Here is a 26,304-nt window from a genome sequence, read left to right on the forward strand (position 1 = left end):
TCGCGCACTTGGGCGAAAAGTCAGATTCGGGCAGCGCGCACGTGCTCCGCGAGGCGCACACGCAGCGCCTCGGTGGCCACGGCAACACGCTCGCGACCGGTGACGGCAGCGACGTCGGGCACGCCTGCGAGGTCGAACGGTTCGCCGAACGTCACCGACAGGCGTGAACGCACGCGCGGCAACGCACCCTTCGAGCGACCCGCCGTTCCCGACAAGGCAACCGGAACGACGACCGCCTTCGTTCCCAGCGCAAGGAACGCGGCTCCCTGCTGGGCGCTCGCCACCTCGCCACTGCCGCGCGTTCCTTCGGGGAACACGCCGACGACCCCGCCTGCGCGCAGGACCTCCCGTGCGCTGGTGAGCGCCTCACGGTCGGCGCTGCGCTGCGTGATCGGGATCTGCCCGACGCCGCGCAGGAGCCAACCGACCGGCCCGACGAAGTACGCCCGCTTGACGAGGAAGTGCACCGGTCGCGGGGACGTGATGAACCCCAGCGGCCCGTCGATGAAGCCGACGTGGTTCGCGACGAGAATGACCGGCCCACGCGAAGGCACGTGCGCTTGACCCGTCACCCGTGCGCGGTACAGGAGCCGCAGCAGCCCGACGCCCAGACGTTGGCCTACTCGTACGCCTCGATCAGCGTCCACGGGACGCGGCAGCCGAGAGGCCAGCCGCTCGTCCAGGTGTTGCGCAGCGCTGCGCAGACGCTCAGGCGGTTGCACGCTCGACGAGGGTCAGCACAGCTTCGACGGACTGCTGGAACGTCAGTTCGCTCGTGTCGAGTGTGACGACACCGTCAGCGGCGGTCATGAACTGGGAAACGGTCGAGTCGGCCTTGTCGCGGTCGACGATCTGGGCGCGCGTCGCGGCGAGCATCGACTCGTCGGCACCACCGTGAACCTCCTTGGAGCGACGAGCCAGGCGGGCCTCCTCGCTCGCCACCATGAGGATTCGCACCTCCGCGTCCGGCGCGACGACCGTGGTGATGTCGCGGCCCTCGGCCACCACTCCCCCTTGGTCGGCGGCGATCTGCGCCATGAGCTCGCGCTGACGCTGCTGCAGCTTGGGGCGCACCGCGAGGTTCGTCGCGACCTTGGAGACCACCTCGGCGATGCGCGTGGTGCGGATGTCGGAATCGATGGGGTTTCCGCCCATGGAGATGCTGGGAGCCTTCGGATCGGTACCCATCTCGAGTGGCATCGCGGCGACGGCGTCGGCGACGGCCTCGGTGTCGTCGAGGTCGATGCCCGCGTCGAGGCAGTACCACGTGAGGGCCCGGTACATGGCGCCCGTGTCGAGATAACCGATGCCCAGGTGCGCTGCGACCTTCTTGCTCACGCTCGACTTGCCGGAGCCCGAGGGCCCATCGATGGCGACCCGGAAACCGCTGCTCGTACTCGTCATGCGGGGATTCTAGTGCGTCTCGAGCACATGAACCGACCAGCCCTTGGCCGCCAGGGCCTCGCGCAGCACCTCGGCCCGGACCGGCAGCACGTCGATCTCCAGCAGACCTGCGGCGACCGAGGCGTCGTGCTCGAGGCGCAGGTCCTCGACGCTGACGCCGCTCTCCCCGACGACGACGAAGAGTCGCCCGAGAGCGCCAGGCTCGTCAGGGACGACGACGGCAACGGTCGCGTAGGTCGTCGGCGGCGTGCCGTGCTTGCCGGGAATGCGCGCCTGCCCGTCCTGGCCCGCCGCGATCGTGCCTGCGATCACAGCGCGGGGGCCCGGCCCGAGGCCGTCACCCGCCGCAGGCGAGTTTGGCTGCTCGACGGCACGCAATGCATCGCGCACTGCGGTGAGTTCCTCGATGAAGCGGTCCACGACGGGGCGCACGGCGCGCGCGTTACCCGCGAGGATCTGCGTCCAAAGGAGCGGGTCGCTCGCGGCGATGCGTGTGACGTCACGGACGCCCTGGCCGCTCAGCCCGACAGCGGGTTCCGACAGCTCGCGCAGTTGCGCCGCGACGAGGCTGGCGGCCAGCTGCGGCACGTGTGAGACGGCCGCGACGGCGGTGTCGTGCTCCTCGGGCGCCATCGTCACTACGCGCGCGCCGACGGACTCCGCGAGCGAGATGACATCACGCACCCGCTCCGCCTCGGCACCGTCGGGGCACACGACCCAGGTGCGGCCCTCGAAGAGGTCGCTGCGCGCGGCGACGGCGCCGCTTCGCTCACGTCCCGCCATCGGGTGCCCAGGAACGTAACGGGCAGCGGCGTCGGCGCCGGCGAGCTCTCGCACCGCGACGACGACGGCGTTCTTCACGCTCGCGACGTCGGTGACCGTGGCTTCCGGCCAGCGTTCGAGTTCGGCCGTAATGACATCGGCCGTGACGTCCGGTGGGGCCGCGACCACGACGACATCGGGCGCTGCATCGTCATCCGACGCGAGACGACCGCCGCCCATGTCGGCGGCCAGAGCCGCGGAAACCGGCGAGGTGTCGGTCAGCGTGACGTCGACACCCCGCACCCGCAGCGCGAGCGCGATCGACGTACCGAGCAGCCCGGCGCCGACGACGCGTACACGCTGCGGAACGCTCACAGCCCGGCGGTCTTGTACAGCGCCGCGACCTCGCGCTTGTTGAGCGGGCGCATCTTGCCCGGGCGAAGGTCGCCGACCTTGACGGGGCCGACCTGCGGGCGGGCGAGCGCGATGACCGGGTGGCCGACGGCCTCGAGCATGCGGCGCACGATGTGGTTGCGGCCCTCGTGAATGACGACCTCGACGAGCGCCATACCCGGCTGGCTGTCGACGACCTTGAACGAGTCGACCTTGACCGGCCCGTCCTCCAGTTCGATGCCTTCACGCAGGCGCTTGCCCAGGTCGCGCGGCACCGGACCCTGGATCGTGGCGAGGTAGACCTTCTCCACGCCGTAGCGCGGGTGCTGCAGACGATTGGCGAGATCGCCGTCGTTCGTCAGCAGGAGAAGGCCCTCGGTGTCCTGGTCGAGGCGTCCGACGTGGAAGAGGCGCTCGGTGCGTCCTTCGAGGTACTCCCCCACGGACGGGCGACCCATGTCGTCCTCCATCGTGGAAACGACGCCGGTGGGCTTGTTGAACGCGATGTAGACGAGCGTGTCGTCGAGCTGGATGCGCGCACCGTCGACGTGGATGACCGAGGTCTCGGGGTCGACACGCGTGCCGAGCTCGCTCACGATCTGACCGTCGACCTCGACGCGCCCTTCGGCGATGAGGTTCTCGCAGTGACGGCGCGAGCCGACGCCGGCCTGCGCGAGCACCTTCTGCAGGCGCGTTCCCTCGTCGACGTGCACGTCGCGCTGCGCAGCCTTCTTGGGCTGACGCTCGCGCGGCGGAGCGACCGGCTGGCCGTCCTTCGTCGTGCCGATGCCGAGCACGTCGGCCTCGTAGCGGCTGACCTTGCCGCCGGAGCCGCGGTTGACGCGGGTGCTGCGCTTGTCGCGCGCACCGGGGCGGGGCTTCTTGTTGTTCATCCGTGTCCTTGTTCCACTAGTTCGTCGATGATCGCAGCGTCCGGCAGGTAGGGCGCCAGCGGCGGGAGCTCGTCGAGCGAGCCGATGCCGAGACGCTGCAGGAAGTACGGGGTGGTGCCGTAGAGCGTGGCGCCGCCCTCGGCGTCGGAGCCGACCTCGGTGATGAGGCCGCGCGTGACGAGCGTGCGCGTGACGCCGTCGACGTTGACACCGCGGATCGCGCCCACGCGCGAACGCGAGATCGGCTGGCGATACGCGATGACGGCGAGGGTCTCCAGGGCAGCCTGTGTGAGCTTCGCCTGCTGGTTGCCGAGAAGGAACTTCTCGACGGCGTCGGCGTAGACCGGGCGGGAGTACATCCTCCACGAGCCGTCGACCTCACGCAGGGTGAAGCCGCGCTGCTGGGCGCGGTACTCGACCTCCAGGCCTTCGAGGTTGGCGCGGATCTCGCTCTCGCCCACACCGAACGCGGACGCGAGATCGGGCACCGAGACGGGCTCGTCGACGACCATGAGAACGGCTTCCAACGTCGAGCGCAGGCCGCCCGGAAGGTGGTGCACGACAAGGGGTTCGTCACCGTCGCGCGGTGCCGCCCGGTCGGGCTGCTCCTGCGGCATCTCAGTCATCTCCACCTCCGTTCACTCCTTCATTGTCCCAGGGCTCACCGTCGAACTCGTCCGAGACGACGATGCGCGCGTCGGGGTCCGCGCTCCAGCGCACGCTGAGCGGCTCGAGATGGGCCTCCTGCTCGAACGTCACGGCGGATTCCTTGAACAGTTCGAGCACCGCGAGGAAGCGCGCCACGACGACGAGCGTGTTGTCCGCGTCGGCGACGAGCTGCGCGAACGTCAGCTGCTCACTGCGTCGCAGTTTCGACGTGACGATCGTGGCCTGCTCGCGCACGCTCACCTGCACGGCGTGGAGGTGATCCACCGCCACAGTCGGCGGCACCTTCGGCGTCAGTGCCCGCGCCGCGACGACGGCGAGTTGCTCCGGCGTCGCCGTCATGACGAGTTCGGGCAGGAGCCCCGCGAAGCGCTCCTCGAGTCCGGCCTGGCGCGCGACGAGGCGGCCGTGGGTCTGCATCCGCTCGTCGAGGAACGTCGCCATGTCCTTGAACGCCCGGTACTGCAGCAGCCGGGCGAAGAGCAGATCGCGGGCCTCGATGAGTTCGAAGTCGTCCTCGTCGGCGGTGAGGCTCGGCACGAGCCGCGCGGCCTTGATCTCGAGCAGGGTCGCTGCGACGAGGAGGAACTCGCTCGCCTCGGACAGATCCCACTCGTCGCTCGCGGCGCGCGCACGACGAATGTGCGCGATGAACTCGTCGGTGACCTGCGAGAGCGAGATCTCCGTGACGTCGAGACGGTGCTTTGAGATGAGGCCGAGCAGGAGGTCGAACGGGCCGTCGAACACCTCACCGAGGTGGACGTGGAACGGCGTCGTCGCGGCCCGCCTCGTGAGAACTCCGCCGGGTGTCTCCTGCGTCTCCTGCGCCTCAGGTGCCGACGCGGTCGGCGCCTCGTCGCTCACCGGCGTCTCGGTCAGGGTGCGCCGCCGCGCGAGATGAGCTCACGCGCCAGCTGACGGTAGGACTCGGCCGCACCGTGGTTCGAGGCGTACTGCGTGATCGGCTCCGCGGCGAGCGTCGCGTCGGGGAACTTCACGGTGCGCGAGATGACGGTGTGGAAGACCTTGTCACCGAAGTGGTCGACGACCGAGCGCACGACGTCGCGGCTGTGGAGCGTGCGTCCGTCGTACATCGTGGCCAGGATGCCGTCGATCTCGAGGCGCGGGTTGAGGCGGTCCTGAACCTTCTCGATCGTCTCCACGAGCAGGGCCACACCGCGCATGGCGAAGAACTCGGCCTCGAGCGGAATGACGACGCCGTGCGACGCCGTGAGCGCGTTGACCGTGAGCAGGCCGAGCGACGGCTGGCAGTCGATGAGGATGACGTCGTACTCGTCCTCGACGCCCCGCAGCACGCGAGCGAGAACCATCTCGCGGGCCACCTCGCCGACGAGCTGGACCTCGGCGGCCGACAGGTCGATGTTGGCGGGCAGAACGTCGAGGCCCGCCATCCGGGTGTGCTGGATGACGTCGTGAATGTCGTGGTCCTTCTCGACGAGAAGGTTGTAGATCGTCACATCGAGATCGTGCGAGCGCACGCCGAGGCCGACCGACAGCGCACCCTGCGGGTCGAAGTCGACGAGCAGCACCTTGCGGCCGTACTCGGACAGAGCCGCGCCGAGGTTGATGGTCGAGGTCGTCTTGCCCACGCCACCCTTCTGGTTACACATCGAGATGATGCGCGCCGGGCCGTGCGAGTCGAGCATCGGAGGCGTCGGGAAGCCGGGCAGGGGTCGCCCGGTCGGTCCCCACTGCCCCGTCGCGTCGATTCCGGGCAAACGGTCAAGTTGACCTTGAGGATTCGCCGCCTTGGGCGTGCCGTCGGACGTCACTCGCAAGCCTCCAGTGATAGTTGAACGTTTGGCATCTCGCCAATCCCCTCAAGACTAGCGCGCGGCCTCGCGCCATGCCCAAACGAGCGGCGGATCAGCGGGCTCGCGGGTGCGCCGCGGCGAAGGTCTCGCGCAGCTGTTGCACCGAGACCATGGTGTAGATCTGCGTTGTCGTGACCGACGCATGCCCGAGCAGTTCCTGCACGACCCGGACGTCGGCGCCGCCCTCGAGCAGATGCGTGGCGAACGAGTGACGCAGGGTGTGCGGCGATATCTCCCCCGTGAGCCCGGCGGTCTCGGCGCTGCGACGAATGACATCGAACACGCTCTGGCGCGTGAGCCGCGAACCGCGCTGGTTGAGGAACACGGCCGGCGTTCCCTTGCCCTTCTGGGCGAAGCTCGGCCGCTCGCGGGTGAGGTACGCGGTGAGGGCATCAGCCGCGTACGAGCCGAGCGGGACGATGCGTTCCTTGCTGCCCTTTCCGAACAGGCGCACCGACTTCGTCGTGAGGTCCACGTCGTCGACGTCGAGGCCGACGAGTTCGCTGACGCGCGCGCCCACACCGTAGAGAACTTCAAGCAGGGCACGATCACGCAGACCGCCGGGGTGGCCCTCTCCCCCCGTGGCCTCAAGAAGCCGCTCGACGTCGCTGACGGGAATGGCCTTCGGCAGCTTGCGCGCCGGCGTGGGTGGTGCGACGTCGGCCGCCGCGTCGTCGCTGCCCGTCTCCAGCGACGTGAAGGTGTGGAAGCCGCGCACGGCCACGAGGGTGCGGGCAGCCGAACTCGCAGCCAGCGGCTTGTGCTCCGCATCCCCCTCACGCAGGTGACGAAGGAAGGCCTCGACGTGCTTCTCCTCGATGCCCTCGGGCGAGTTCACACCGTCGGCGGCGAGGAAGGCGAGGTAACGGGCGACGTCCCGGCGATACGCGGCCAGTGTGTTCGCCGAGACGCCCCGCTCGACCTGGAGGTGGTGCAGCCACGCCGTCGCGGCGTCACGCAGCGCGGCGGGCGCCTCGTTCATGTCGCCTCGTTCGTTCCTCAGCCGGGCAGGTGCAGCGTCGGCTGCGCGTCCTCGGCCGGGAGCGTCCACGTGTGGCGATCGGCGTCGCTCTGGTCGCCGGAGCGCAGATCCTTCACCTGATCGGCGTTGGGAACGCCGTCGCTCTCGCCGCCGAGGAACCACACGAAGGGGATGCCGCGACGGTCGGCGAACTGGATCTGTTTGCCGAACTTGGCTGCCTTCGGCGAGACGAGCGTCGGGATGCCACGAGCGCGCAGTGCGGCCGCCACGCGCATGCTCTCGTCACGCGATGCCTCGTCCGTCACGGCGACGAGCACCGCGGTGGGCGTCGGGCGCGTGGCGGCGAGGCCCCGCTCACCGATGAGCTTCGCGAGCAGGCGTGAAACACCGATCGAGAGGCCCACACCCGGGTAGGTCTTCTTGCCGTCGCTGGCGAGCGCGTCGTAGCGGCCACCGGAGCAGATCGAGCCGTACGCCTCGTCACCGACGAGCTGCGTTTCGTAGACCGTGCCGGTGTAGTAGTCGAGACCGCGCGCGATCTTGAGTTCCGCGACGAGCAGACCGGGCGCGTGCTCGGCCGCGGTGTCGATGACGGCCTTGAGCTGCGCCAGCCCCTCGTCGAGAATCTCGTGCTCGACGCCGAGAGCGCGCACCTTCTCGACGAAGCTGGAGTCGCTCGTCGAGATCGCGGCGAGGGCGAGCACCTTGTCGGCGTTCTCGTCGCTGACGCCTTCGGCGACGAGCAGTTCCTTGACCTTCGCCGGTCCGATCTTGTCGAGCTTGTCGACGATGCGCAGCGTGCCGGTGATGTCGTCGATGCCGAGGCCGCGGTAGAAGCCCTCGGGGATCTTGCGGTTGTTCACCTGGATGCGGAAGTCACCGATGGGCAGGCGCTTGAACACGTCGGCGATGACGAGCGGGAGCTCGACCTCGTAGTGGAAGGGCAACTCCCCCGCGTCGACGATGTCGATGTCGGCCTGAACGAACTCGCGGTAGCGCCCCGCCTGCGGGCGCTCGCCGCGCCAGACCGGCTGGATCTGGTAGCGGCGGAACGGGAACGTCAGCTTGCCGGAGTTCTCGAGCACGTACCGGGCGAAGGGCACCGTGAGGTCGAAGTGCAGGCCGAGTCCGGCCTCCTTCGCGTCGCTCTCGTCGGCAGCCAGGCGGGAGACGGCGTAGATCTCCTTGTCCGCATCACCGCCCTTGCCGACCAGACGCTCGACGGGCTCCACGGCCCGCGTGTTGATCGGCTCGAAGCCGTGGAGCTCGAAGACCTCAGCGATGACGTCGAGCACCATCTGCTCGGCGTAACGCTGTGCGGGAAGCCATTCGAGGAAGCCGGAGATCGGCGTGACCTTGCTCATGAGGTGAGTCCTTGGAGATACGGGTTGGTGGCGCGCTCACGCGCGATCGTGGTAGCCGGGCCGTGCCCGGGAAGAACGAGGGAGGAATCGGGCAGCGGAAGCACCTTGTCGCGCAGGCTGCGCTGCATGGCTTCGGCGCTGCCGCCGATGAGGTCGGTGCGGCCGATCGAGCCGGCGAACAGGACGTCACCGGTGACGACGGTGCTCGTCACCGACGCCGCCGTGGCGTCGTCGAGCCCCTGGGGAACGTCGTCGATCGTGAACATGACCGAACCCTCCGTGTGCCCCGGCGCATGGGTGACGCCGAACGTCAGGCCGGCGAGCTCAAGCGGGGCGCCCTCGTGGATCGAGACGACCTTCTCGGGCTCCTGCCACGTGGCGGCCTTGCCGAACGACTGCTCGAGCATGCCGCGAAGCTGCGGGCCGAGCTGGGCGTACGGATCGACGAGGCGGTAGCGGTCGTCCTCGTGGATGTGCGCCGCGATCGTGCCGCCGCACACCGGCGTCACGGAGAAGGTGTGGTCGAGATGGCCGTGCGTGAGCAGTACCGCGGTCGGCTTGAGGTCGAGTTCGGCGAGCACGTGCTCGAGCTGGTCGGTGACGCCGATGCCCGGGTCGACGACCACACACTCGGAGCCGCGCTCACGCGCGACGACGTAGCAGTTCGTGCCCATCGCGGCAGCAGGGAAGGAAACGGTCAGCACCCGCCCAAGCCTACTGGCCGCGGCCACTCGGCTTTCGCGCGTACCTCAGTACCGTGAAGTGTGTTGCCCGTCCGGGCGTGACATTGGCCGCATCCCACCTAGACTGATCGGGTTGCTGCCGGGGTGACGCATGACCGATTCCCCGGCTACGTCGAGAAAAAGGCATGAACGTGTCCGAGGACTCCACCACTCCCACCCCGACGCCCGGTTCCATCAAGCCGAGCGCAATGCCGAAGCCCACCGCGGTTCCGGCCGCCGCCGAAGCGTCCGGGACGCCCGCTGCCGCTCCTGCAGCGCCCATCGCCCCCGTTGCCGAGTCCACGTCCAACGCGGCCTCGTTCGGCCGTGTCGGCGAGGACGGCACGGTCTACGTCAAGACCCCGGACGGTGAGAAGGCTGTCGGTTCCTACCCCGGCAAGAGTGAGGACGAGGCGCTCGCCTACTTCGCGCGCAAGTACGACGAACTGCACGCCAGCGCAGCCCTGCTCCTGCAGCGCGTCACGCAGACTGACGTTTCGGCCCACGACGCCACCGAGTCGCTGAAGAACCTGCGCAAGCAGGTCGGCGAGGCGAACGTCGTCGGTGACCTGCCGGCGCTCGACGGCCTCGTCGAGGACATCTCGACGGCGCTGCGCGTCAAGGCGCAGGTCGAGGGCGAGCAGCGTGCCGCCGCGAAGGCCGAGGCGCTCGAGCAGCGTGAGGCTCTCGTCGCCGAGGCCGAGCAGATCGCCGCGCAGGACCCGGAGAAGGTGCAGTGGAAGAAGTCCACCACCCGCATGCGTGAGCTCCTCGACGAGTGGAAGGCCCACCAGAAGGGCGGCGCGCGCCTCGACCGTGACGTCGAGTCGACGCTCTGGCAGCGCTTCTCCGCGGCCCGCAACGGCTTCGACAAGACGCGCCGCGCGCACTTCAGCAAGCTCGACGAACAGCACGGTGCGGCGAAGAAGGAGAAGGAGCGCCTCGTCGCCGAAGCCGAGAAGCTCCAGAACTCCACCGACTGGGGTTCGACGGCGTCCGCGTTCAAGCGCCTCATGGGTGATTGGCGTGCCGCCGGCCGCGCGTCGCGCGCCGACGACGACGCGCTGTGGCAGCGCTTCAAGGCCGCGCAGGACGCGTTCTTCGCGGCCAAGGACGAGGTCGTCGCCGAGGAGAACAAGGAGTTCGAGGCGAACGCCAAGGTCAAGGAGGAGCTGCTGGCCGAGGGTCAGAAGATCCTGCCGGTCAAGGAACTCGGCGCCGCCAAGGCGCAGCTGCGCGCGCTCCAGGAGAAGTGGGACGCCGCGGGCAAGGTGCCGCGCAAGGACATGGACCGGCTCGAGAAGGGCATGCGCCGCATCGAGAACGCCGTGCGTGACGCCGAGCAGGCGCAGTGGAAGAAGTCCGACCCCGAGGTGAGCGCCCGCGCCAACTCGATGGTCGCGCAGTTGGAGTCGGCCATCGCCGACCTGCAGGCCGACGTCGACGCCGCCGAGGCGTCGGGCAACTCCAACAAGGCCAACAAGCTGCGTCAGGAGCTGAACGCGAAGCAGTCCTGGCTCGACCAGGTGCGTTCCACCGCCAGCGAGCTCGACGGCTGAGAGGTGTGATCTGATGTTCGGATCCGGTCGGTTCACGACGGATTCGGCCGCCGAAGGGCTGGTCGCTTACCTGAGCACCAGCCCTTCGCCGTTCCACGCGGTCGAGTCCACGGTACGTCTGCTCGAGGAGGCGGGCTTCGTCCGTCTCGACGAGGTCGACGTGTGGCCCACGGCGCCAGGGCGCTACGTCACGACGCGGGGCGGTTCGCTCGTCGCGTGGTCGAGCGAGCAGGTGGGTGAAGGCGCCTTCACGAAGGCTTCGGCGGAGGGGGTGCCCGGCTTCCGCATCGTCGGTGCGCACACCGACTCCCCCAACCTGCGCATCAAGCCGCGCCCCGATCACGAGCGCGCCGGATGGCAGATGCTCGGTGTCGAGCCCTACGGCGGCCTACTGCTCAACTCGTGGCTCGATCGCGACCTCGGCCTTTCGGGGCGCGTCTCCGTTCGCCAGGTCGACGGTTCGGTCGGCACGCGCCTGTTCCAGTGCGACGAGCCGCTGCTGCGCGTCTCCCAGCTCGCCATCCACCTCGACCGTTCCACGAACGACGGGCTGACGCTCAACAAGCAGGCCCACATGGAGCCGCACTGGGCGCTCTCGCAGGTGCCGACGTTCGCCGAGTGGCTCGCCGACCAGGTCGGCGTCGAGCCCCTCGACGTCCTCGCGTGGGACGCGATGACGCACGACACGCAGGCTCCGGCCCGCACGGGGCTGCACCACGAGTTCGTCGCCGGCGCCCGTATGGACAACCTTGCCACGAGCTTCGCAGCGACGATGGCGCTCCTCGACGCGGTGGAGAACCCGGCGGACGAGCCCGTCATCCCCCTCATCGTGCTGTTCGACCACGAAGAAATCGGCTCGATGTCGGAGCGGGGCGCGTTCTCGGCGTACCTGCCCACCGTTCTCGAGCGCATCGTCTCGTCGCTCGGCGGGTCACGCGACGCCCTGCACCGTTCCCTCGCGCGCACCGTCATCGCCTCGGGCGACATGGCGCACGCCACGCACCCCAACTACGCAGACCGTCACGAGCCGGCGCACCACATCGCGATGAACGGCGGCCCGGTGCTCAAGGTGAACACGAACCTGCGCTACGCGACGGACGCCGTCGGGGCGGCGCACTTCGCCGCCGCGTGCCGTCAGGCGGGCGTGCCCATGCAGGAGTTCGTCGTGCGCTCGGACCTGCCGTGCGGCTCGACGGTCGGCCCGATGACGGCGGCCCTCTCCGGTGCGACGACGGTCGATTTCGGCGCCCCCACGCTCTCGATGCACTCCATCCGTGAACTCGTCGGTGCGGCCGACCAGGCGATGTACGCGGCCGCGCTCGCGGCCTTCCTCGCCCCACGAGGTGCGTGAGACGCGGGCTGCTGCTCGACTGACGAGGAAAGTGCAGGTTGTGCGTGATATTTCACGAACAACCTGCACTTTGTTCATCAGTCATTGAGCGGGCGTAATTCGGTTGCGTCGAATTGGCGCACCGGCATCAACTGGGACGATGTTTGAGCACCTCGCACTTCGTCCGCTCCAGGTCAGCGACGCAGCCGACATGTCCGAGGTGCTGTCGGATCCCGAGCTCTATCGGTTCACGGGCGGTCATCCCCCAACGACGGGCGAACTGGAACGCCGCTACGCGGTTCAAACCCGAGGTGGCTCCCCCGCCGGCCTCGAGATCTGGATCAACGAACTCGTCTTCGCCCGGACTGACAGCGGCGAGCGGCCAGTGGGCTTCGTTCAGGCCACCATCCCTGTCGACACCGGGCCCACAGAGATCGCCTGGGTGATCGGAGTCCCCTGGCAGGGAAACGGTTACGGCCACCGCGCAGCCTCGCTCCTCATGGAGCAGCTTCGAGAACGAGGCATCACCGACGTGATCGCTCACATCCATCCCGACCACACGGCGTCACAGCGGATCGCGCAGCGGCTTGCGATGGAGCCGACCGACATCACGATCGACGGCGAGACCCTGTGGAAGGGCACGACTCCCGAACCAACGCGAGGTTGACTGAAGCTCTCTGCGCGCCCAGGTCGAACGGGTCAGTTCTTCTGTGTCGCTACCCCGGTCTCGTCGGCACTGTCGCCCGGCTCCCCCGGCTGGTCCTTGGCCTTCGCTCCCGTGCCCGTCAGTCGGTAGACGTCGAAGACGCCGCTGACGCGCCGGACGGCACGCATGACGTGGTCGAGGTGGCTCGCATCGCCCATCTCGAACGTGAACTTGCTGACGGCGACGCGGTTGCTCGCCGTCGTGAGGGCCGCCGACAGGATGTTGACGTGCTGGTCGCTCAGGGCGCGTGTGATGTCCGAGAGCAGACCGTTGCGGTCGAGCGCCTCCACCTGCAACTGGACGAGGAAGACGCTCGCCTGTCCCGGCGCCCAGGCCACCTTGATGAGGCGCTCCGGTTGACGCTTGAGGTCGTCGATGTTCGTGCAGTCGCTGCGGTGTACCGACACGCCGCGACCCGTCGTCACGAAGCCGACGATGTCGTCGCCCGGCACAGGCATGCAGCAGCGCGCGAGCTTCACCCACACGTCGTCAGTGCCGACGACGGTGACACCCGGGTCGGCCTTCATCCGCGGACGGCCGGTGCGCGGCGTCGCCGCCTCCGCCATGTCCTCGGTGGTCGCCTCTTCCCCACCGAGCGCCGAGACGAGCGAGCGCACGACCGCCTCGGTGGAGATGTGCCCGTCACCGATCGCGGCGTAGAGCGCGTCGATGTCGGCGTGGTTGAGGCGCGTGGCGACGTCCGTCAGGCTGTCGTGCGACATGAGCCGCTGCAGCGGCAGACCCTGCTTGCGCAGCGTCTTCGCGAGGGCGTCCTTGCCCTTCTCGATGGCCTCCTCGCGGCGCTCCTTGCTGAACCACTGCTTGATCTTGCTCTTGGCTCGCGGCGACTTGACGAAGCCGAGCCAGTCGCGGCTCGGACCCGCGCCATCTGCCTTGGACGTGAGCACCTCGACGACGTCACCCGTGGCGAGGGTCGTCTCCAGCGTGGCGAGTCGTCCGTTCACCCGGGCACCGATGCAGTGGTGCCCCACCTCGGTGTGCACGGCGTACGCGAAGTCGACGGGCGTCGAACCCGCCGGCAGCGCGATGATGCCGCCCTTGGGTGTGAAGACGTACAGCTCGCGGCTGCCGACCTCGAAGCGCAGCGACTCGAGGAACTCCCCCGGATCCTCCGTGTCGCGCTGCCACTCGAGCAGCTGTCGCAGCCAGGCCATGTCGTTCGTGCCGGCAGCGGGCGACGCAGCCGGGCCGGCGTTCTCGACGCCACGCTTCGCGTCGTCCTTGTACTTCCAGTGCGCGGCGACACCGTACTCCGCGCGACGGTGCATGTCGTACGTACGGATCTGGATCTCCACCGGCTTGCCGCCGGGGCCCACGACCGTCGTGTGCAACGACTGGTACATGTTGAACTTCGGCATCGCGATGTAGTCCTTGAACCGCCCCTGAATGGGCGTCCATCGCGTGTGCAGGGTGCCGAGCACTGCGTAACAGTCACGTACCGACTCGACGAGCACGCGCACGGCGACGAGGTCGTAGATGTCCTCGAAGTCGCGCCCCCGCACGATCATCTTCTGGTACACGGAGTAGTAGTGCTTCGGGCGTCCGGTGACCTCACCCTTGATGCGCGCCGCGCGCAGATCGCTCGCGACCTGCTCCTTCACGGTGCGCAGGTAGGACTCGCGAGCCGGCGAACGATCGGCCACGAGACGCACGATCTCGTCGTAGATCTGCGGGTACAGCGTCGAGAACGACAGATCCTCGAGCTCCCACTTGATCGTGTTCATCCCGAGGCGGTGAGCCAGCGGAGCGTAGATCTCGAGCGTCTCGGTGGCTTTGCGCTGGGCCGAGGCTTGCGAGACGTAACGCCACGTGCGCGCGTTGTGCAGACGGTCGGCGAGCTTGATGACGAGCACCCGGATGTCCTGCGCCATCGCGACGACCATCTTGCGCACCGTTTCGGCCTGCGCAGCGTCGCCGTAGGTGACCTTGTCGAGCTTCGTCACGCCGTCGACGAGGCGGGCGATCTCGGGGCCGAAATCCTTCGTCAGCTGGTCGAGGGAGTAGTCCGTGTCCTCGACGGTGTCGTGCAGCAGCGCGGCGGCCAGCGTCGGCGGCGTCATGCCGAGTTCGGCAAGGATCGTCGCGACGGCGAGCGGGTGCGTGATGTACGGGTCGCCGCTCTTGCGCACCTGGTGACGGTGGCAGCGCTCCGCGACCTCGTACGCCCGCACGATCAGCGCGGTGTCGGCCTTGGGGTGGGTCTCGCGAACGGTGCGAAGCAGCGGTTCCAGAACGCGGTTGTTGCTCGGGCGCGGACCGCCGAAGCGCACCAGCCTCTGGCGCACTCGCGACGACGAACTCGAACCGGACTGCTCAACCATGGGCCGATAGTAGTGGCAAACGCCACTCAGCCGACGACGAGGCCCGTGTGAACGGGCCAACGCTCCAGGCGTGCTCGGCCGTCGAGGAAGGCCAGTTCGACCAGGACGTCGAACCCGACGACGCTTCCGCCGACCTTTTCGACGAGCTCGCACGACGCCACAGCCGTGCCACCGGTGGCGAGGACGTCGTCGATGACGAGCACTCGCGCGCCCGGCTTCACGGCGTCGGTGTGCATCTCGATGGTCGCCGAGCCGTACTCGAGGTCGTACGACTGCGCGACGACCTCACCGGGCAGCTTGCCCTTCTTGCGAATCGGGACGAATCCGACGCCCATGCGCTGGGCCAGCGGTGCCCCGATGACGAACCCACGCGCCTCGACGCCCGCGACGACGTCGACGCCGCCCTCGTGACGCTCCGCGAGGAGATCGAGCACCGAACCGAAAGCCGCGGCGTTCGCGAACAGCGGCGTGATGTCCTTGAACACCACGCCCGGCGTCGGGAAGTCAGCGACGTCCCGAGTGTGCCGAGCGACGAGGCCGGCCACCCGCTGCTGGTAGTCCGTCATCACTCGTCTCGCTGAGCAGCCGGGTGTGCACCACGACGACGCATCGTCGCCGAAGCGCCGCTCGCTGCACCGGAGGCAGCCCGGCTCGTCAGCACACCCGAGGAGTCGGCGCCGTGGCCGGCGTCCTCGTCACTGTCACCCGCGGCCCGCTTCTGGTAGGCCTTGGCGCGACGCGCCAGCTCCTGCACGCCCTTCTCACGGCGACGCAGGTCGGTGAGCGCCGGCGTCGCGATGAAGATCGAGGAGAACGTACCGACGGCCACACCGATGAACAGGGCGACCGCGATGTCGAGCAGCGTGCTCGGGCCGATGAAGAAGACACCGACGACGAGGATCGCCGCGATCGGCAGGAGGGCCACGACCGAGGTGTTGATCGAACGCACGAGCATCTGGTTGACGGCGTAGTTCGCGGCCTGGTCGAAGCTGCGGCGTCCCGTCGCGAAGGCCTCGGACGCGTTCTCGCGCACCTTGTCGAAGACGACGACGGTGTCGTAGATCGAGTAACCGAGGATCGTGAGGAAGCCGATCATCGTCGCCGGCGTCACCTCGAGACCCGTAAGGGCGTAGATACCGACGGTGAAGAACAGGTCGTGGATGAGGGCGATGAGCGCAGCAGCCGCCATCTTCCACGTGCGGAAGTACAGCGCGAGCACGACCGACACGAAGGCGAGGAAGACGAACAGGGCGACGATGGCCTTGTTCGTCACGCTTTCACCCCAGGAAGGGCCGATGAACGAGGTCTCGGCGCTCGTGGCCGGAACGTCGAACTCCTTGGCCAGGGCGTTCTTGACGGCCTCCGTGGTGGCCGGGGTGCCGTCGCCGAGCTTCTCGGCCTGCACGCGGACCGTGCCCTCACCGAGCTTCGAAACACGCAGGTTCGATTCGGTCTTCGTCACCGCCGTGACGGCGTCGGCAGCACGCGTGTCGTAGCTGGCCGTGTTCGAGATACCGGGAACGCGGATCTCGGAGCCACCGGTGAACTCGAGGCCGAAGTTGAGGCCACGACCGAACAGACCGGCTGCGGCGAGGACGAGCAGCACGGCGGTCAGGGCGTACCAGCGCTTGCGCTTGCCGATGAAGTCGAACTGACGACGACCCGTGTAGAGGTCGTTTCCGAACGTTGCGAAGCTGGCCATCAGGCGGTGCCCTCCTGAGCTGCGCGGCGACGGTCGGCCAGCGTCACGCGGCCGCGACCCGCGTACGTGGCGGTGCGCGCACCGAGACGCTCCGGGTCGAGACCCGAGGCCGGGTGGCCGTTACCGAAGAACTTCGTACGGGCGAGAAGTGCCACTACGGGGTGGGTGAACAGCATGACGACCAGGAGGTCGATGAGCGTCGTGAGGCCGAGCGTGAACGCGAAGGCCTTGACCGTGCTCTCCGACAGGACATACAGCACGGCGGCCGCGAGGAAGTTCACCGCGTCCGAGATGATGATCGTGCGCTTGGCCCGGGCCCAACCGGTGTCGACCGCGGCTCGTAGTGGCCGTCCCGAGCGCACTTCGTCTCTCACGCGTTCGAAGTACACGATGAACGAGTCGGCGGTGATACCGATCGCGACGATGAGGCCCGTGACACCCGCCATGGACAGACGGAAGTTGTTGACCGAACCCAGCAGCGTCACGGCGAGGTAGGTCATGGCCGCTGCGACGAGCAGGGACGCGACCGTCACGAGGCCGAGCGCACGGTACTGGAAGAGCGAGTACAGGACGACGAGGCCGAGACCGATGGCGCCGGCGATGATGCCCTTCGTCAGCTGGTCGGAGCCGAGCTCCGGGCTCAGCTGATCGGACGTGAGTTCCTTGAACGACATCGGCAGCGCACCGAACTTGAGGGAGTCAGCGAGCAGCTTGCCGCTCTCGGCTGTGAACCCACCCGTGATCTGGGCCTGGCCCGACGTGAGCGGCTCACGGACGTTCGGGGCCGAGATCGACTGACCGTCGACCGTGATGGCGAAGCGGTTGCGCGGCTCCTGAAGGAGCGCCACTCGGCGCGTCACGTTGGCGAAGGCCGTCTTACCCTCACCGTTGAGCTTGAGGTCGACGGCGATCTCACCCGTCTGGTTGCCCTGCTGGTTCGTGGCCATACCGCTGCTCGCGTCCGTGAGATCGGCGCCCTTGACCTCGACCGGTCCGAGCAGCAGCTTCTCGTTGCCCTCCTTCGAACAGACGACAACCGGCTTGTTCGCAGGGATGCTCGCCGCGACCTCCTGGTAGGAGGGCGTGCAGGCATAGACCTGGAGCAGCTGGTTGTACGTCATGTTCGACGAGGCGATGCCGGCCTTGACCCACGCGGCGTCGACCTTCTGCTCGCCCCACGCGGTGTCGCTGGCGTTCTCCGGGCCGACCTGCTTGTAGGCCGAGGGCAGTACGTCCTTCGACGAGCTGGAACTCGACGGTGCAGGCGACGACGATCCACCCGAGGAGCTCGCCGACGGGGAGGTCGATGCCGAACCCGAGGGCGTCGCCTGGTTCGCGCCGGAGCTCTTGATGACCTCGGGCAGGCGGTAGGGCGACTGTCCCTGCTTCGAGCCCTGGGCCGTCGCGACGACGGCGCGGAAGTCGAGCTGCGAAGAGCGCGACAGGGAGTCGAGCACCTGACGGCTCGGGTTGCCCGGAATCGACACGACGATGTTGCGCGCACCGAGCGTCGTCACCTCGGCCTCGGCGGTGCCGGACGCGTCGACGCGGTTACGGATGATGTCGACGGCCTGCTTGACCTGCGACTCGTTGACGGACGAACCGCCGGTGACGACAGGTTCGAGGACGACCTCACGGCCACCCTCGAGGTCGAGACCGAGCTTCGGCAGCCAGCTGTCCGTTGCCGCGATTCCGCCGATGAGAGCCAGGAACACGATGAGGAGGCCGGCGAGGCTCTTCTTCGGGCTGGACGGCGGAGTCTTCTTCGCCTTCGCGCGGTTCGGGCGGTTCGAGTCGATGTTGTGCGGCGCGCCGGTCGGCGTGCTCATCGTGCGTCGCCCTCGGCGCCTGCGGCGTCGTCGCGTCGGTTCTCGTCCTGAACCCGACCGGAGACCGGGTCGACATTGGCCGGCAGCAGCGCGCGGCGGTCGAAGCGGATCACCGTGCCGGGCGCCACCTCGACCTCACCCGTGGCGTCGTCGAGGCGACGCAGCGTGCCGTACATTCCACTCGTCGTGCAGACCTCGTCGCCCACGCTCAGCGCAGCCTGCGCCCTCTGGGTCGCCTGGGCTCGCTTGCGCTGGCTGAAGAACATCAGCGCAATGAGGAGGAAGGGCAGGAGCAGCAGGAGCATCGAGAAGCCGGAGCCTCCCGACTGCGATGCGGCAACCATGTTCGGCATGAAGGTCCTCACGTAGTTCTCGGGTCTGCCGGGGTCCGCATCCACGTCAGGTGCCGGACCACTGGCCGCACCACCCTACCCGGTGAAGCGCCCGTCCCCACCCTCGGCCGGGTCGAACAGCGCGCCGCCCAGGGACGATTCCGGTGGGGTGAGCCCGAGGTGGCTCCACGCGAGCGGCGCCGCAGCGCGCCCTCGCGGCGTGCGGATCATGTAGCCCTCGCGCACGAGGTACGGCTCAGCCACGGTCTCGACGGTGTCGGGCTCCTCACCGACGGCGACGGCGAGTGTCGACAGGCCCACAGGCCCACCACCGAACCGGCGGCACAGGGCCTCGAGCACGGCACGGTCGAGCCTGTCGAGGCCGCTCGCGTCGACATCGAAGAGGTCGAGCGCGGCTCGGGCCGACCCCAGGTCGACGACCTGACGGCCGTGCACCTGCGCGTAGTCACGGACGCGGCGCAGGAGTCGGTTCGCGATGCGCGGGGTACCGCGCGAGCGACCGGCGATCTCCTCGATGCCCTCGCGTGTCGCGGGCACGCCGAGCAGGTCGGCGTTGCGCGCGAGGATGGCAGCAAGATCGCTCGCCTTGTAGTAGTCGAGGTGGCCGGTGAAGCCGAAGCGGTCACGCAGCGGCGCGGGCAGCAGCCCCGCACGCGTGGTGGCGCCGACGACGGTGAACGGCGGCAGTTCGAGCGGGATGGCCGTTGCGCCCGGCCCCTTGCCGACGATGACGTCGACGCGGAAGTCCTCCATCGCGAGGTACAGCATCTCCTCCGCCGGGCGCGCCATGCGGTGGATCTCGTCGAGGAAGAGCACCTCGCCCTCGGTGAGAGAGCTGAGGATGGCCGCCAGGTCACCCGCGTGCTGGATGGCGGGTCCGCTCGTGATGCGGATAGGGGCCTCGAGCTCGCTCGCCACGATCATGGCGAGCGTCGTCTTGCCGAGCCCGGGAGGGCCGGAGAGCAGGACGTGGTCCGGCGGCGCACCGCGTCGGCGCGCGGCCTCGAGCACGAGACCGAGCTGATCACGCACCCGCTCCTGACCGGGGAAGTCGGCCAGCTTCTTCGGCCTCAGGGCCGCTTCGAGCTGCTGCTCGTCCTCAGAACCGTGCGGGTCGACGAGGCGCGGCGAGATGTCGGCGCTGTGGTCCTCGAAGTGTGCCGGACTCATCGGCCGAGCTCCCGTAGGGCCAGGCGCAACAGGACGGGCGTCGTGGCGCCGTCGGCCTCGGGCAGCTTGGCGACCTTGGCCACGGCGTCATCGGCCTGCTTGGCGCTCCAGCCGAGCCCCACGAGCGCCTCTGCCACCTGCGAGTCACCCGGTGTCGTCGCGGCAGGTACCTCGGGCGTGGCCTCTGTTTCGCCCGTACCGACGGGCACGACCTTGTCGCGCAGTTCGAGGACGATGCGCTCGGCGCCCTTCTTGCCGATGCCGGGCACCTTCGTCAAGGCGGTGACGTTGCCTGTCGCGATGGCCGACGACAGCTGCGCCGGGTCGTGAACGGCCAGCATCGCCAGGGCGAGGCGCGGCCCGACACCACTGACGGTCTGCACCTGCTCGAACAGGGCGCGTTCGTCGTCACCGGCGAAGCCGAAGAGGGTGAGCGAGTCCTCACGCACCACCAGCGACGTCGCCAGGCGCATCGACTCCCCCGGGCGCGCCGAGGCGGCCGTCGCAGGCGTGGTGTGGACGAGCAGCCCGACTCCCCCGACCTCGAGGACCACGGTGTCGAGCGTCGCTGCTGCGACGGCGCCGGTGAGGCTGGAGATCATGGACGGGCTCCTCGGGTGGGGGCGTCGCGGGAGGCGGACGAGCGCAGCGGCTCACGATACTGCTTGGCCGCCGAACGGGATCGACGCGCCGCAGCAGCTTCTGCGGCACGGTACTGGGCCGCCGCCGGGGCGAACGGACGCTCGCCGTCGGTGTTGGCCCGACGGGCGGCACCCGCACCACGCCAGTGGTGACAGATGGCAAGAGCCAGAGCGTCGGCGGCGTCAGCGGGCTTGGGGGCGCTCTCGAGACCGAGGATGCGCGTCACCATGGCCGTCACCTGAGCCTTGTCGGCCCGCCCGTTGCCCGTGACAGCTGCCTTCACCTCGGACGGCGTGTGCAGACCGAGCGGCAACCCGCGCGACGCAGCAGCGAGCATCGGAACGGCGGAGGCCTGGGCGGTGCCCATGATGGTCGAGACGTCGTTTCGGGCGAACATGCGCTCGACGGCGACGGCGTCCGGCCTGGTGCGTTCGAAGACGGCCTCGAGTTCCACCTGCAACTCGTGAAGACGCTCGTGCAGTGGGGTGTCCGCACCGGTGCGGATCACGCCGACCGTGACGATCTGCAGGCGACCGCCGGGAGCGCCCTGAACCACTCCGACGCCGCAGCGCGTCAGACCGGGGTCAACGGCGAGCACACGCATGCGCAACGCTCCTTCCGCTGACGGGACCGCCCCGGCACCTGACCAACAAGATGACAAGACGATGAGTCGATGCGAACACCTGTTCGCACCCGATCACTCTACCGTCGCACACGCCGAAGGCGACCCGACCCGCCGAGGGTCGAGCCGCCTTCCGCTGGTGACGTGCTTGCCGATCAGTCCTCGGCGTCGAGTTCGGCGAGAACCTCGTCCGAGACCTGACCGTTGGCGAAGACGTTCTGCACGTCGTCGCTGTCCTCGAGTGCCTCGATGACACGGAACATCTTCTTCGCGCCGTCCTTGTCGAGGGGAACCTCCATCGACGGCATCCACGAGGCCTCGGCGGAGTCGTAGTCGATACCGGCCGACTGGAGCGCCTCACGCACACCCACGAAGTCGCCCGCTTCGGAGACGATCTCGAAGGACTCACCGAGGTCGTTGACCTCCTCGGCACCGGCCTCGAGGACGATCTCGAGGACGCCGTCCTCCGTCGCGTCGTCCTTGTCTCCCTGGTCCTTGGGCACGATGACGACGCCCTTGCGGTTGAACAGGTAGGCGACCGAACCGGAGTCGGCCATCGAGCCGCCGTTCTTCTGCAGAGCGGTGCGAACCTCGGCGACGGCGCGGTTCTTGTTGTCCGTCAGGCACTCGATGAGCACGGCGACGCCGCCAGGGGCATAACCCTCGTACATGAGGGCCTGGTACTCGGCTCCACCGGCCTCTGCGCCCGAACCGCGCTTGACGGCCCGGTCGATGTTGTCGTTAGGGACCGACGACTTCTTCGCCTTCTGGATGGCGTCGTACAGCGTCGGGTTACCGGCCGGGTCGCCACCACCGGAACGGGCCGCAACCTCGATGTTCTTGATGAGCTTGGCGAACAGCTTGCCGCGCTTGGCGTCGATCGCAGCCTTCTTGTGCTTCGTCGTCGCCCATTTGGAGTGGCCGCTCATGTCTCCCTCTCGCTGGTCCGTCGTGCCGTTCCTCTGGGGTTCTGTCGCGGTGCTCCTTCGCCGAAGGCCCGCGGGGCGGCTCACGACGACACGCGCGCCCACCCGTCAGATCTGTCGGCAGTCTAACGGGGTGCGCTCCTCGCCTCACATCTGCTCAGGTGAACCACAGTTGCCGCGACACGGCACTGCAGGTTCATACTTTCGGACGTGACATCTTCGAACGGGTCCGCGTCGGTCACTGCGGAAACTGACGAGCGGGCCGGCGGGCACCGGAAGAAGGGTGCCGGCGCGCTCGTGCTCGGCGCGCTCGGTGTCGTCTTCGGCGACATCGGCACGAGCCCCCTGTACTCCGTGCAGAGCGTGTTCAACGCCAGCCACAACGCCGTCATCGCCAACGAGGCAGACATCTACGGAACGATCTCCTGGATGTTCTGGTCGCTCACCATCATCGTGACGATCAAGTACGTGCTCTTCGTGCTCCGCGCCGACAACGACGGCGAGGGCGGCATCATGGCGCTCGCGGCGCTCGTGCGCCAGGGAGTGCCCAAGGGCGGCAAGCGCTGGAGCGTCGTCATGCTTCTCGGCGTCATCGGAGCATCGCTGTTCTTCGGCGACAGCGTGATCACCCCCGCCATCTCCGTCATGTCGGCCGTCGAAGGCCTCGAAGTCGTGCGGCCCGGACTCAACCGGTACGTCGTACCGATCGGCGCCGTCATCATCACGATCCTGTTCCTCGTGCAGCGCAAGGGCACCGAGGTCGTCGGCAAGTTCTTCGGCCCCATCATGATCCTGTGGTTCGTCACCATCGCCGCCCTCGGCATCGGCCAGATCGTGCGCGACCCGCACATCCTCAAGGCGTTCCTGCCGAACTACGCCACGCTGTTCGTCGTCGAGCATCCCTTCATCGCGTTCATCGCCGCGGGCTCGATCGTCCTGTGCGTCACCGGCGCCGAGGCCCTCTACGCCGACATGGGTCACTTCGGGCGCGCCCCCATCACCCGAGCCTGGTTCCTCCTCGTGTTCCCCTCGCTCGTCCTCAACTACATGGGCCAGGGCTCGCTCATCCTCACCAACCCGGACAAGATCGCGAACCCGTTCTTCCTCCTCGCCCCCGAATGGGCGAAGCTACCGCTCGTCATCCTCGCGACCATGGCCACCGTCATCGCCTCCCAGGCCGTCATCTCCGGCGCGTTCTCCGTGGCACGACAGGCCGAACGAACCGGTTACCTGCCCCGCATGACCGTGCGTCACACCGGCCAGGAGGAAGAGGGCCAGATCTACATCCCCGGGGTCAACTGGGTGCTCTTCATCGGCGTCATGCTTCTGCTCTTCGCCTTCCGCAGTTCGGAGAAACTCGCCGTCGCCTACGGCCTCGCCGTCACCGGCACATTCCTCATGACGACGACGCTGTTCCTCGTCTACGCCCACAGCACGCTCAAGTGGCGCACCTGGCGCATCGTCACCCTCGGCGTCGCGCTCTACCTCTTCGAAGGCATCTTCTTCCTCGCCAACGTCGCCAAACTGCTGCACGGCGGTTGGCTACCCGTCGTCATCGCACTCGGCATCGGCATGTCCATGCTCACCTGGCAGAAGGGGCGCGCCATCGTCGCCACCCGCCGCCAGAGCATCGAAGGTCCCCTCGCCACCTTCGTCGAAACAGCCCGCAGCGGCGACCTGCGCGAAGTGCCCGGCACCGCCGTGTTCCTCCACCCCGACAAGGACACGACGCCCCTCGCCCTGCGCGAGAACGCCAACTTCAACCACGTCATCCACGAGAACGTCTTCATCGTCAGCACCCTCAGCGCCAACGTGCCCCACGTCGCCCCCCAAGACACCGTCATCCTCGACCAACTCGGCAACGACTACGACCGCATCACCCACCTCACCCTCAAGTACGGCTTCCAGGACGACCAAGACGTCCCCGCCGCACTGCGCATCGCCAAGGAACAAGGCGTCGACATCGACCCCGACACCGCCTACTACTTCGTCTCCGAAATCGGCCTCCTCGACACCGGCCGCCCCGGCATGAACAAACTGCGCAAACTGCTCTTCATCGCCATGACCCACAACGCCGCCGTCCCCGCCGACTACTTCCGCCTCCCCAAGGAGCGGACGGTGATGATGGGAGCGCAGATCCTTTTGTAGGGCGCTCGCGCCCTACAAAAGGATCTGCCTGTCTTTTCCCTTGCGCTGTCGCACCGAGCGCCGGTCCGAGCTTGCGAGGACCGACGCTCGGTGCGACAGCGCTTCGGGGGCGTCCGCTTCCAGCCGGGTTCGGTTCTTGAAGAGCGTTGTGGCTTGGGTGCTTGCCTGGCTTTTCAGGCGGCGATTTCTGGGTTGGGTTTTCGAGGAGCGAGAGTGCTCAGCGCCAGGCGGATGTCGTCGTCAGGCCCTCGACGTGGTCGTCGAACTCCACCGGGCGCGGCAAGTGGGTGCGACCCGCCAAGTGCAACGCCCGCACCACCGGCTTCGCACGCACCCGACGGACATCCGTCACCGCCTCGTTGTGGAACCGGTGCGCCAACTCCACCCGCTCACACGCGTCAGCCAACCGGCGCCGCACCTGCGTGCCCGCCGCCGACGCCGGAGCCCAGTCCTCGACCACCGCGCCGAGGGCCGCCGTCAGCTCCCCCTCGATGAGCGCCCGTTCCTCGGGCACGCCCACCTCCTGCACCTCCGCGGTGATCTGAGCGCCTTCAGACGCCTCGAGCGACGCACTCGCCGCCGACGCCAGGAGAAACGCACTCGCAGCATCGAGGTCGGCGCCGTTCGCCAGTTCCAAGGCCACCTCCGCGCGCCGCACCAACTGGGCGTCGAGCGCCGCGAGCGACCCCTCGACCCGTGCGTGCAAACGGTCGAGCCGGGCAGCCGTGTAGCTCAGGTACCACGCGACGGCGAGCGCTCCCGCGAGGAGCAACGCAACAACGGTCCACTCCTGCACGACTACAACCTCCTCGCGATGCGCAACGTCCGCTCACTCACCTCGTGCGAGCTCGCCACCGTCTCGTAGGCCGTGAGGATGTGGCGTGCGACGGTGCTCCAGTCGTAGATTCGGGCGCGCTCCGCGCCCCGACGCGCCAGGTCTGCGCGGCGGTGGGGGTCGTCGAGCAACGCCGTCACACGGCGTGCGAGGTCGCCCTCGTCGCCCGTGCGGAACAGGACGCCGCAGCGCCCACCGTCCAACACGCGCGCGAACGCCTCGAGGTCGCTGGCCACAACCGGCACCCCGGCACTCAATGCCTCCACGAGGATGATGCCGAAACTCTCACCGCCGGTGTTCGGCGCGACGTAGAGGTCGACCGAGCGGAACAGCGACGCCTTCTCCGCGTCGGAGATCATGCCGAGCAACTCGATGCGCTCACGCATCTGCTCGGGAACGGCCTTGATCACCTCGTCGCGCTCCCCCGGCCCGGCGACGAGCGGCCGCACACCCGGGTAGCTGCGGGCGATCTGCGGCAGAGCGCGCACGAGGACGTCGAGACCCTTGCGCGGTTCGTTCATCCGCCCGAGGAACGCGATCGTCGGGCGCTCGTCCGTGCCGCGCCACGCAGGGTTCTGGGGTGCCTGCGCAAATTGGTCGACGTACACACCGTTCGGGACGACGACCGCGTCACCACCGAGGTGACGCGCCACCGTCTCACGCGCTGCCTGCGACACCGCGATGCGGCCCGTGATCTTCTCCAGGCCAGGACGAAGCAGCGGGTGCGCGGCGTGCAGCGCGCGAGAACGCACGTTGGAGGTGTGGAACGTCGCCACGACGGGTCCGTCATACGCCCACAGGGCGAGCATCGACACGCTGGGGCTGACCGGCTCGTGCGCGTGCAGGACGTCGAACTGACCGCGCTCCAACCAGCGGTTGACGCGGGCAGCCGTCAGTGGGCCGAAGGCGAGGCGCGCCACGGAGCCGTTGTAGCGAATCGGCACGGCACGCCCGGCGCTGACGAAGTAGTCGGGCATGTGCGTCTCGTCGTCCGCGGGCGCGAGGACGCTCACGTCGTGGCCGGCGCCGATGAGGTACTCGGCGAGGTCGCGCACGTGCAGCTGCACGCCGCCGGGCACGTCGAACGAGTACGGGCTGACGAGACCGACGCGCATCGTG

General features: G+C 68.5%; 25 protein-coding genes. 4 read left to right on the forward strand and 21 right to left on the reverse strand.

All coding sequences use genetic code 11. The features are described from left to right. Window positions 1-20 precede the first annotated feature (20 nt). The 10 genes from EVU97_RS03910 to EVU97_RS03955 all read right to left on the reverse strand — a co-directional run bounded on the left by EVU97_RS03910 (window position 21) and on the right by EVU97_RS03955 (window position 9,003). On the reverse strand, window positions 21-572 hold the full coding sequence (locus tag EVU97_RS03910; protein ID WP_240730119.1) for a 1-acyl-sn-glycerol-3-phosphate acyltransferase: 552 nt from the start codon (window positions 570-572) through the stop codon (window positions 21-23). Between the two features lie 136 nt (window positions 573-708). Continuing rightward, the gene (gene cmk, locus EVU97_RS03915) at window positions 709-1,404 is read right to left on the reverse strand and encodes a (d)CMP kinase (protein ID WP_129663659.1); all 696 of its coding nucleotides are present in this window, start codon (window positions 1,402-1,404) and stop codon (window positions 709-711) included. A 9-nt stretch (window positions 1,405-1,413) separates the two neighbouring features. Continuing rightward, window positions 1,414-2,541, reverse strand: coding sequence for a prephenate dehydrogenase (locus tag EVU97_RS03920; RefSeq protein WP_129663661.1), 1,128 nt, complete (start codon window positions 2,539-2,541; stop codon window positions 1,414-1,416). Continuing rightward, a complete protein-coding gene (locus EVU97_RS03925; protein WP_047311583.1) occupies window positions 2,538-3,452 on the reverse strand; it encodes a pseudouridine synthase in 915 nt (304 codons plus the stop codon). The genes EVU97_RS03920 and EVU97_RS03925 overlap by 4 nt, the downstream gene beginning before the upstream one ends. After that, a complete protein-coding gene (gene scpB / locus EVU97_RS03930; protein WP_129663869.1) occupies window positions 3,449-4,069 on the reverse strand; it encodes an SMC-Scp complex subunit ScpB in 621 nt (206 codons plus the stop codon). Before scpB ends, EVU97_RS03925 begins: the two co-directional genes overlap by 4 nt. Window position 4,070: 1 nt before the next feature. Then, window positions 4,071-4,982, reverse strand: a complete 912-nt coding sequence (locus EVU97_RS03935; RefSeq protein ID WP_165357866.1) for a ScpA family protein — start codon at window positions 4,980-4,982, stop codon at window positions 4,071-4,073. An 11-nt stretch (window positions 4,983-4,993) separates the two neighbouring features. After that, a complete protein-coding gene (locus tag EVU97_RS03940; RefSeq protein WP_240730120.1) occupies window positions 4,994-5,857 on the reverse strand; it encodes a ParA family protein in 864 nt (287 codons plus the stop codon). 148 nt (window positions 5,858-6,005) lie between these two features. Continuing rightward, window positions 6,006-6,935: a site-specific tyrosine recombinase XerD gene (gene xerD, locus EVU97_RS03945; protein WP_129663667.1), complete on the reverse strand. Its 930-nt coding sequence runs from the start codon at window positions 6,933-6,935 to the stop codon at window positions 6,006-6,008. A 17-nt stretch (window positions 6,936-6,952) separates the two neighbouring features. Beyond that, the gene (hisS, locus tag EVU97_RS03950) at window positions 6,953-8,299 is read right to left on the reverse strand and encodes a histidine--tRNA ligase (protein WP_129663668.1); all 1,347 of its coding nucleotides are present in this window, start codon (window positions 8,297-8,299) and stop codon (window positions 6,953-6,955) included. Beyond that, window positions 8,296-9,003 (reverse strand): MBL fold metallo-hydrolase, encoded by a 708-nt coding sequence (locus EVU97_RS03955; protein ID WP_047311577.1) that lies wholly within the window; start codon window positions 9,001-9,003, stop codon window positions 8,296-8,298. Before EVU97_RS03955 ends, hisS begins: the two co-directional genes overlap by 4 nt. A 164-nt stretch (window positions 9,004-9,167) precedes the next feature. On the opposite strand from EVU97_RS03955, the gene EVU97_RS03960 reads away from it, so the two are divergent. From EVU97_RS03960 to EVU97_RS03970, 3 genes are all read left to right on the forward strand, one after another. Further along, window positions 9,168-10,580 carry a DUF349 domain-containing protein gene (locus tag EVU97_RS03960; RefSeq protein WP_225910756.1) on the forward strand — a complete coding sequence of 471 codons (1,413 nt, stop codon included), beginning with the start codon at window positions 9,168-9,170 and terminating at the stop codon, window positions 10,578-10,580. Between the two features lie 13 nt (window positions 10,581-10,593). Next, entirely contained in the window at window positions 10,594-11,931 is a 1,338-nt protein-coding gene (locus EVU97_RS03965) for a M18 family aminopeptidase (protein WP_129663670.1), read from the forward strand. Between the two features lie 139 nt (window positions 11,932-12,070). Next, window positions 12,071-12,577: a GNAT family N-acetyltransferase gene (locus EVU97_RS03970; protein WP_129663672.1), complete on the forward strand. Its 507-nt coding sequence runs from the start codon at window positions 12,071-12,073 to the stop codon at window positions 12,575-12,577. Between the two features lie 32 nt (window positions 12,578-12,609). Here the strand turns inward: EVU97_RS03970 and EVU97_RS03975 are convergent, their stop codons facing one another. The 9 genes from EVU97_RS03975 to EVU97_RS04015 all read right to left on the reverse strand — a co-directional run bounded on the left by EVU97_RS03975 (window position 12,610) and on the right by EVU97_RS04015 (window position 22,205). After that, the gene (locus EVU97_RS03975; protein WP_129663674.1) at window positions 12,610-14,958 is read right to left on the reverse strand and encodes a bifunctional (p)ppGpp synthetase/guanosine-3',5'-bis(diphosphate) 3'-pyrophosphohydrolase; all 2,349 of its coding nucleotides are present in this window, start codon (window positions 14,956-14,958) and stop codon (window positions 12,610-12,612) included. Window positions 14,959-14,984: 26 nt separating this feature from the next. Continuing rightward, entirely contained in the window at window positions 14,985-15,524 is a 540-nt protein-coding gene (locus EVU97_RS03980) for an adenine phosphoribosyltransferase (RefSeq protein WP_047311573.1), read from the reverse strand. Further along, window positions 15,524-16,660: a protein translocase subunit SecF gene (secF, locus tag EVU97_RS03985; protein WP_129663676.1), complete on the reverse strand. Its 1,137-nt coding sequence runs from the start codon at window positions 16,658-16,660 to the stop codon at window positions 15,524-15,526. Before secF ends, EVU97_RS03980 begins: the two co-directional genes overlap by 1 nt. Then, on the reverse strand, window positions 16,660-18,489 hold the full coding sequence (gene secD / locus EVU97_RS03990; RefSeq protein ID WP_129663678.1) for a protein translocase subunit SecD: 1,830 nt from the start codon (window positions 18,487-18,489) through the stop codon (window positions 16,660-16,662). Before secD ends, secF begins: the two co-directional genes overlap by 1 nt. Then, on the reverse strand, window positions 18,486-18,842 hold the full coding sequence (gene yajC, locus EVU97_RS03995; protein WP_129663680.1) for a preprotein translocase subunit YajC: 357 nt from the start codon (window positions 18,840-18,842) through the stop codon (window positions 18,486-18,488). The genes secD and yajC overlap by 4 nt, the downstream gene beginning before the upstream one ends. A 75-nt stretch (window positions 18,843-18,917) precedes the next feature. Then, window positions 18,918-20,012 (reverse strand): Holliday junction branch migration DNA helicase RuvB, encoded by a 1,095-nt coding sequence (gene ruvB / locus EVU97_RS04000; RefSeq protein WP_225910755.1) that lies wholly within the window; start codon window positions 20,010-20,012, stop codon window positions 18,918-18,920. Continuing rightward, complete coding sequence (ruvA, locus tag EVU97_RS04005; protein ID WP_129663682.1) at window positions 20,009-20,614, reverse strand: Holliday junction branch migration protein RuvA; 606 nt, start codon at window positions 20,612-20,614, stop codon at window positions 20,009-20,011. Before ruvA ends, ruvB begins: the two co-directional genes overlap by 4 nt. Beyond that, window positions 20,611-21,258 (reverse strand): crossover junction endodeoxyribonuclease RuvC, encoded by a 648-nt coding sequence (ruvC, locus tag EVU97_RS04010; RefSeq protein ID WP_129663684.1) that lies wholly within the window; start codon window positions 21,256-21,258, stop codon window positions 20,611-20,613. The genes ruvA and ruvC overlap by 4 nt, the downstream gene beginning before the upstream one ends. Window positions 21,259-21,431: 173 nt before the next feature. After that, window positions 21,432-22,205 carry a YebC/PmpR family DNA-binding transcriptional regulator gene (locus tag EVU97_RS04015; RefSeq protein WP_047311566.1) on the reverse strand — a complete coding sequence of 258 codons (774 nt, stop codon included), beginning with the start codon at window positions 22,203-22,205 and terminating at the stop codon, window positions 21,432-21,434. 207 nt (window positions 22,206-22,412) lie between these two features. On the opposite strand from EVU97_RS04015, the gene EVU97_RS04020 reads away from it, so the two are divergent. Further along, window positions 22,413-24,350 carry a potassium transporter Kup gene (locus tag EVU97_RS04020; RefSeq protein WP_129663686.1) on the forward strand — a complete coding sequence of 646 codons (1,938 nt, stop codon included), beginning with the start codon at window positions 22,413-22,415 and terminating at the stop codon, window positions 24,348-24,350. A 217-nt stretch (window positions 24,351-24,567) separates the two neighbouring features. Here the strand turns inward: EVU97_RS04020 and EVU97_RS14920 are convergent, their stop codons facing one another. Continuing rightward, entirely contained in the window at window positions 24,568-25,146 is a 579-nt protein-coding gene (locus EVU97_RS14920; protein ID WP_165357867.1) for a hypothetical protein, read from the reverse strand. A 2-nt stretch (window positions 25,147-25,148) separates the two neighbouring features. After that, entirely contained in the window at window positions 25,149-26,300 is a 1,152-nt protein-coding gene (locus EVU97_RS04030; RefSeq protein ID WP_129663688.1) for a glycosyltransferase family 4 protein, read from the reverse strand. Between the last annotated feature and the right edge of the window lie 4 nt (window positions 26,301-26,304).

Origin of the sequence: Dermacoccus sp. 147Ba, from assembly GCF_004151355.1 — a bacterium.
In the GTDB taxonomy this organism is placed as follows: Bacteria; Actinomycetota; Actinomycetes; order Actinomycetales; family Dermatophilaceae; genus Dermacoccus; species Dermacoccus abyssi.

Coding starts and splice junctions, on each gene's coding strand:
- cmk (WP_129663659.1), bottom strand. CDS start 1,404: ATGACGAGTACGAGCAGCGGTTTCCGGGTCGCCATCGATGGGCCCTCG.
- EVU97_RS03925 (WP_047311583.1), bottom strand. CDS start 3,452: ATGAACAACAAGAAGCCCCGCCCCGGTGCGCGCGACAAGCGCAGCACC.
- scpB (WP_129663869.1), bottom strand. CDS start 4,069: ATGCCGCAGGAGCAGCCCGACCGGGCGGCACCGCGCGACGGTGACGAA.
- xerD (WP_129663667.1), bottom strand. CDS start 6,935: ATGAACGAGGCGCCCGCCGCGCTGCGTGACGCCGCGACGGCGTGGCTG.
- hisS (WP_129663668.1), bottom strand. CDS start 8,299: ATGAGCAAGGTCACGCCGATCTCCGGCTTCCTCGAATGGCTTCCCGCA.
- EVU97_RS03960 (WP_225910756.1), top strand. CDS start 9,168: ATGAACGTGTCCGAGGACTCCACCACTCCCACCCCGACGCCCGGTTCC.
- EVU97_RS03965 (WP_129663670.1), top strand. CDS start 10,594: ATGTTCGGATCCGGTCGGTTCACGACGGATTCGGCCGCCGAAGGGCTG.
- EVU97_RS03970 (WP_129663672.1), top strand. CDS start 12,071: ATGTTTGAGCACCTCGCACTTCGTCCGCTCCAGGTCAGCGACGCAGCC.
- EVU97_RS03975 (WP_129663674.1), bottom strand. CDS start 14,958: ATGGTTGAGCAGTCCGGTTCGAGTTCGTCGTCGCGAGTGCGCCAGAGG.
- EVU97_RS03980 (WP_047311573.1), bottom strand. CDS start 15,524: ATGACGGACTACCAGCAGCGGGTGGCCGGCCTCGTCGCTCGGCACACT.
- secF (WP_129663676.1), bottom strand. CDS start 16,660: ATGGCCAGCTTCGCAACGTTCGGAAACGACCTCTACACGGGTCGTCGT.
- secD (WP_129663678.1), bottom strand. CDS start 18,489: ATGAGCACGCCGACCGGCGCGCCGCACAACATCGACTCGAACCGCCCG.
- yajC (WP_129663680.1), bottom strand. CDS start 18,842: ATGCCGAACATGGTTGCCGCATCGCAGTCGGGAGGCTCCGGCTTCTCG.
- ruvB (WP_225910755.1), bottom strand. CDS start 20,012: ATGAGTCCGGCACACTTCGAGGACCACAGCGCCGACATCTCGCCGCGC.
- ruvA (WP_129663682.1), bottom strand. CDS start 20,614: ATGATCTCCAGCCTCACCGGCGCCGTCGCAGCAGCGACGCTCGACACC.
- ruvC (WP_129663684.1), bottom strand. CDS start 21,258: ATGCGTGTGCTCGCCGTTGACCCCGGTCTGACGCGCTGCGGCGTCGGA.
- EVU97_RS04015 (WP_047311566.1), bottom strand. CDS start 22,205: ATGAGCGGCCACTCCAAATGGGCGACGACGAAGCACAAGAAGGCTGCG.
- EVU97_RS04030 (WP_129663688.1), bottom strand. CDS start 26,300: ATGCGCGTCGGTCTCGTCAGCCCGTACTCGTTCGACGTGCCCGGCGGC.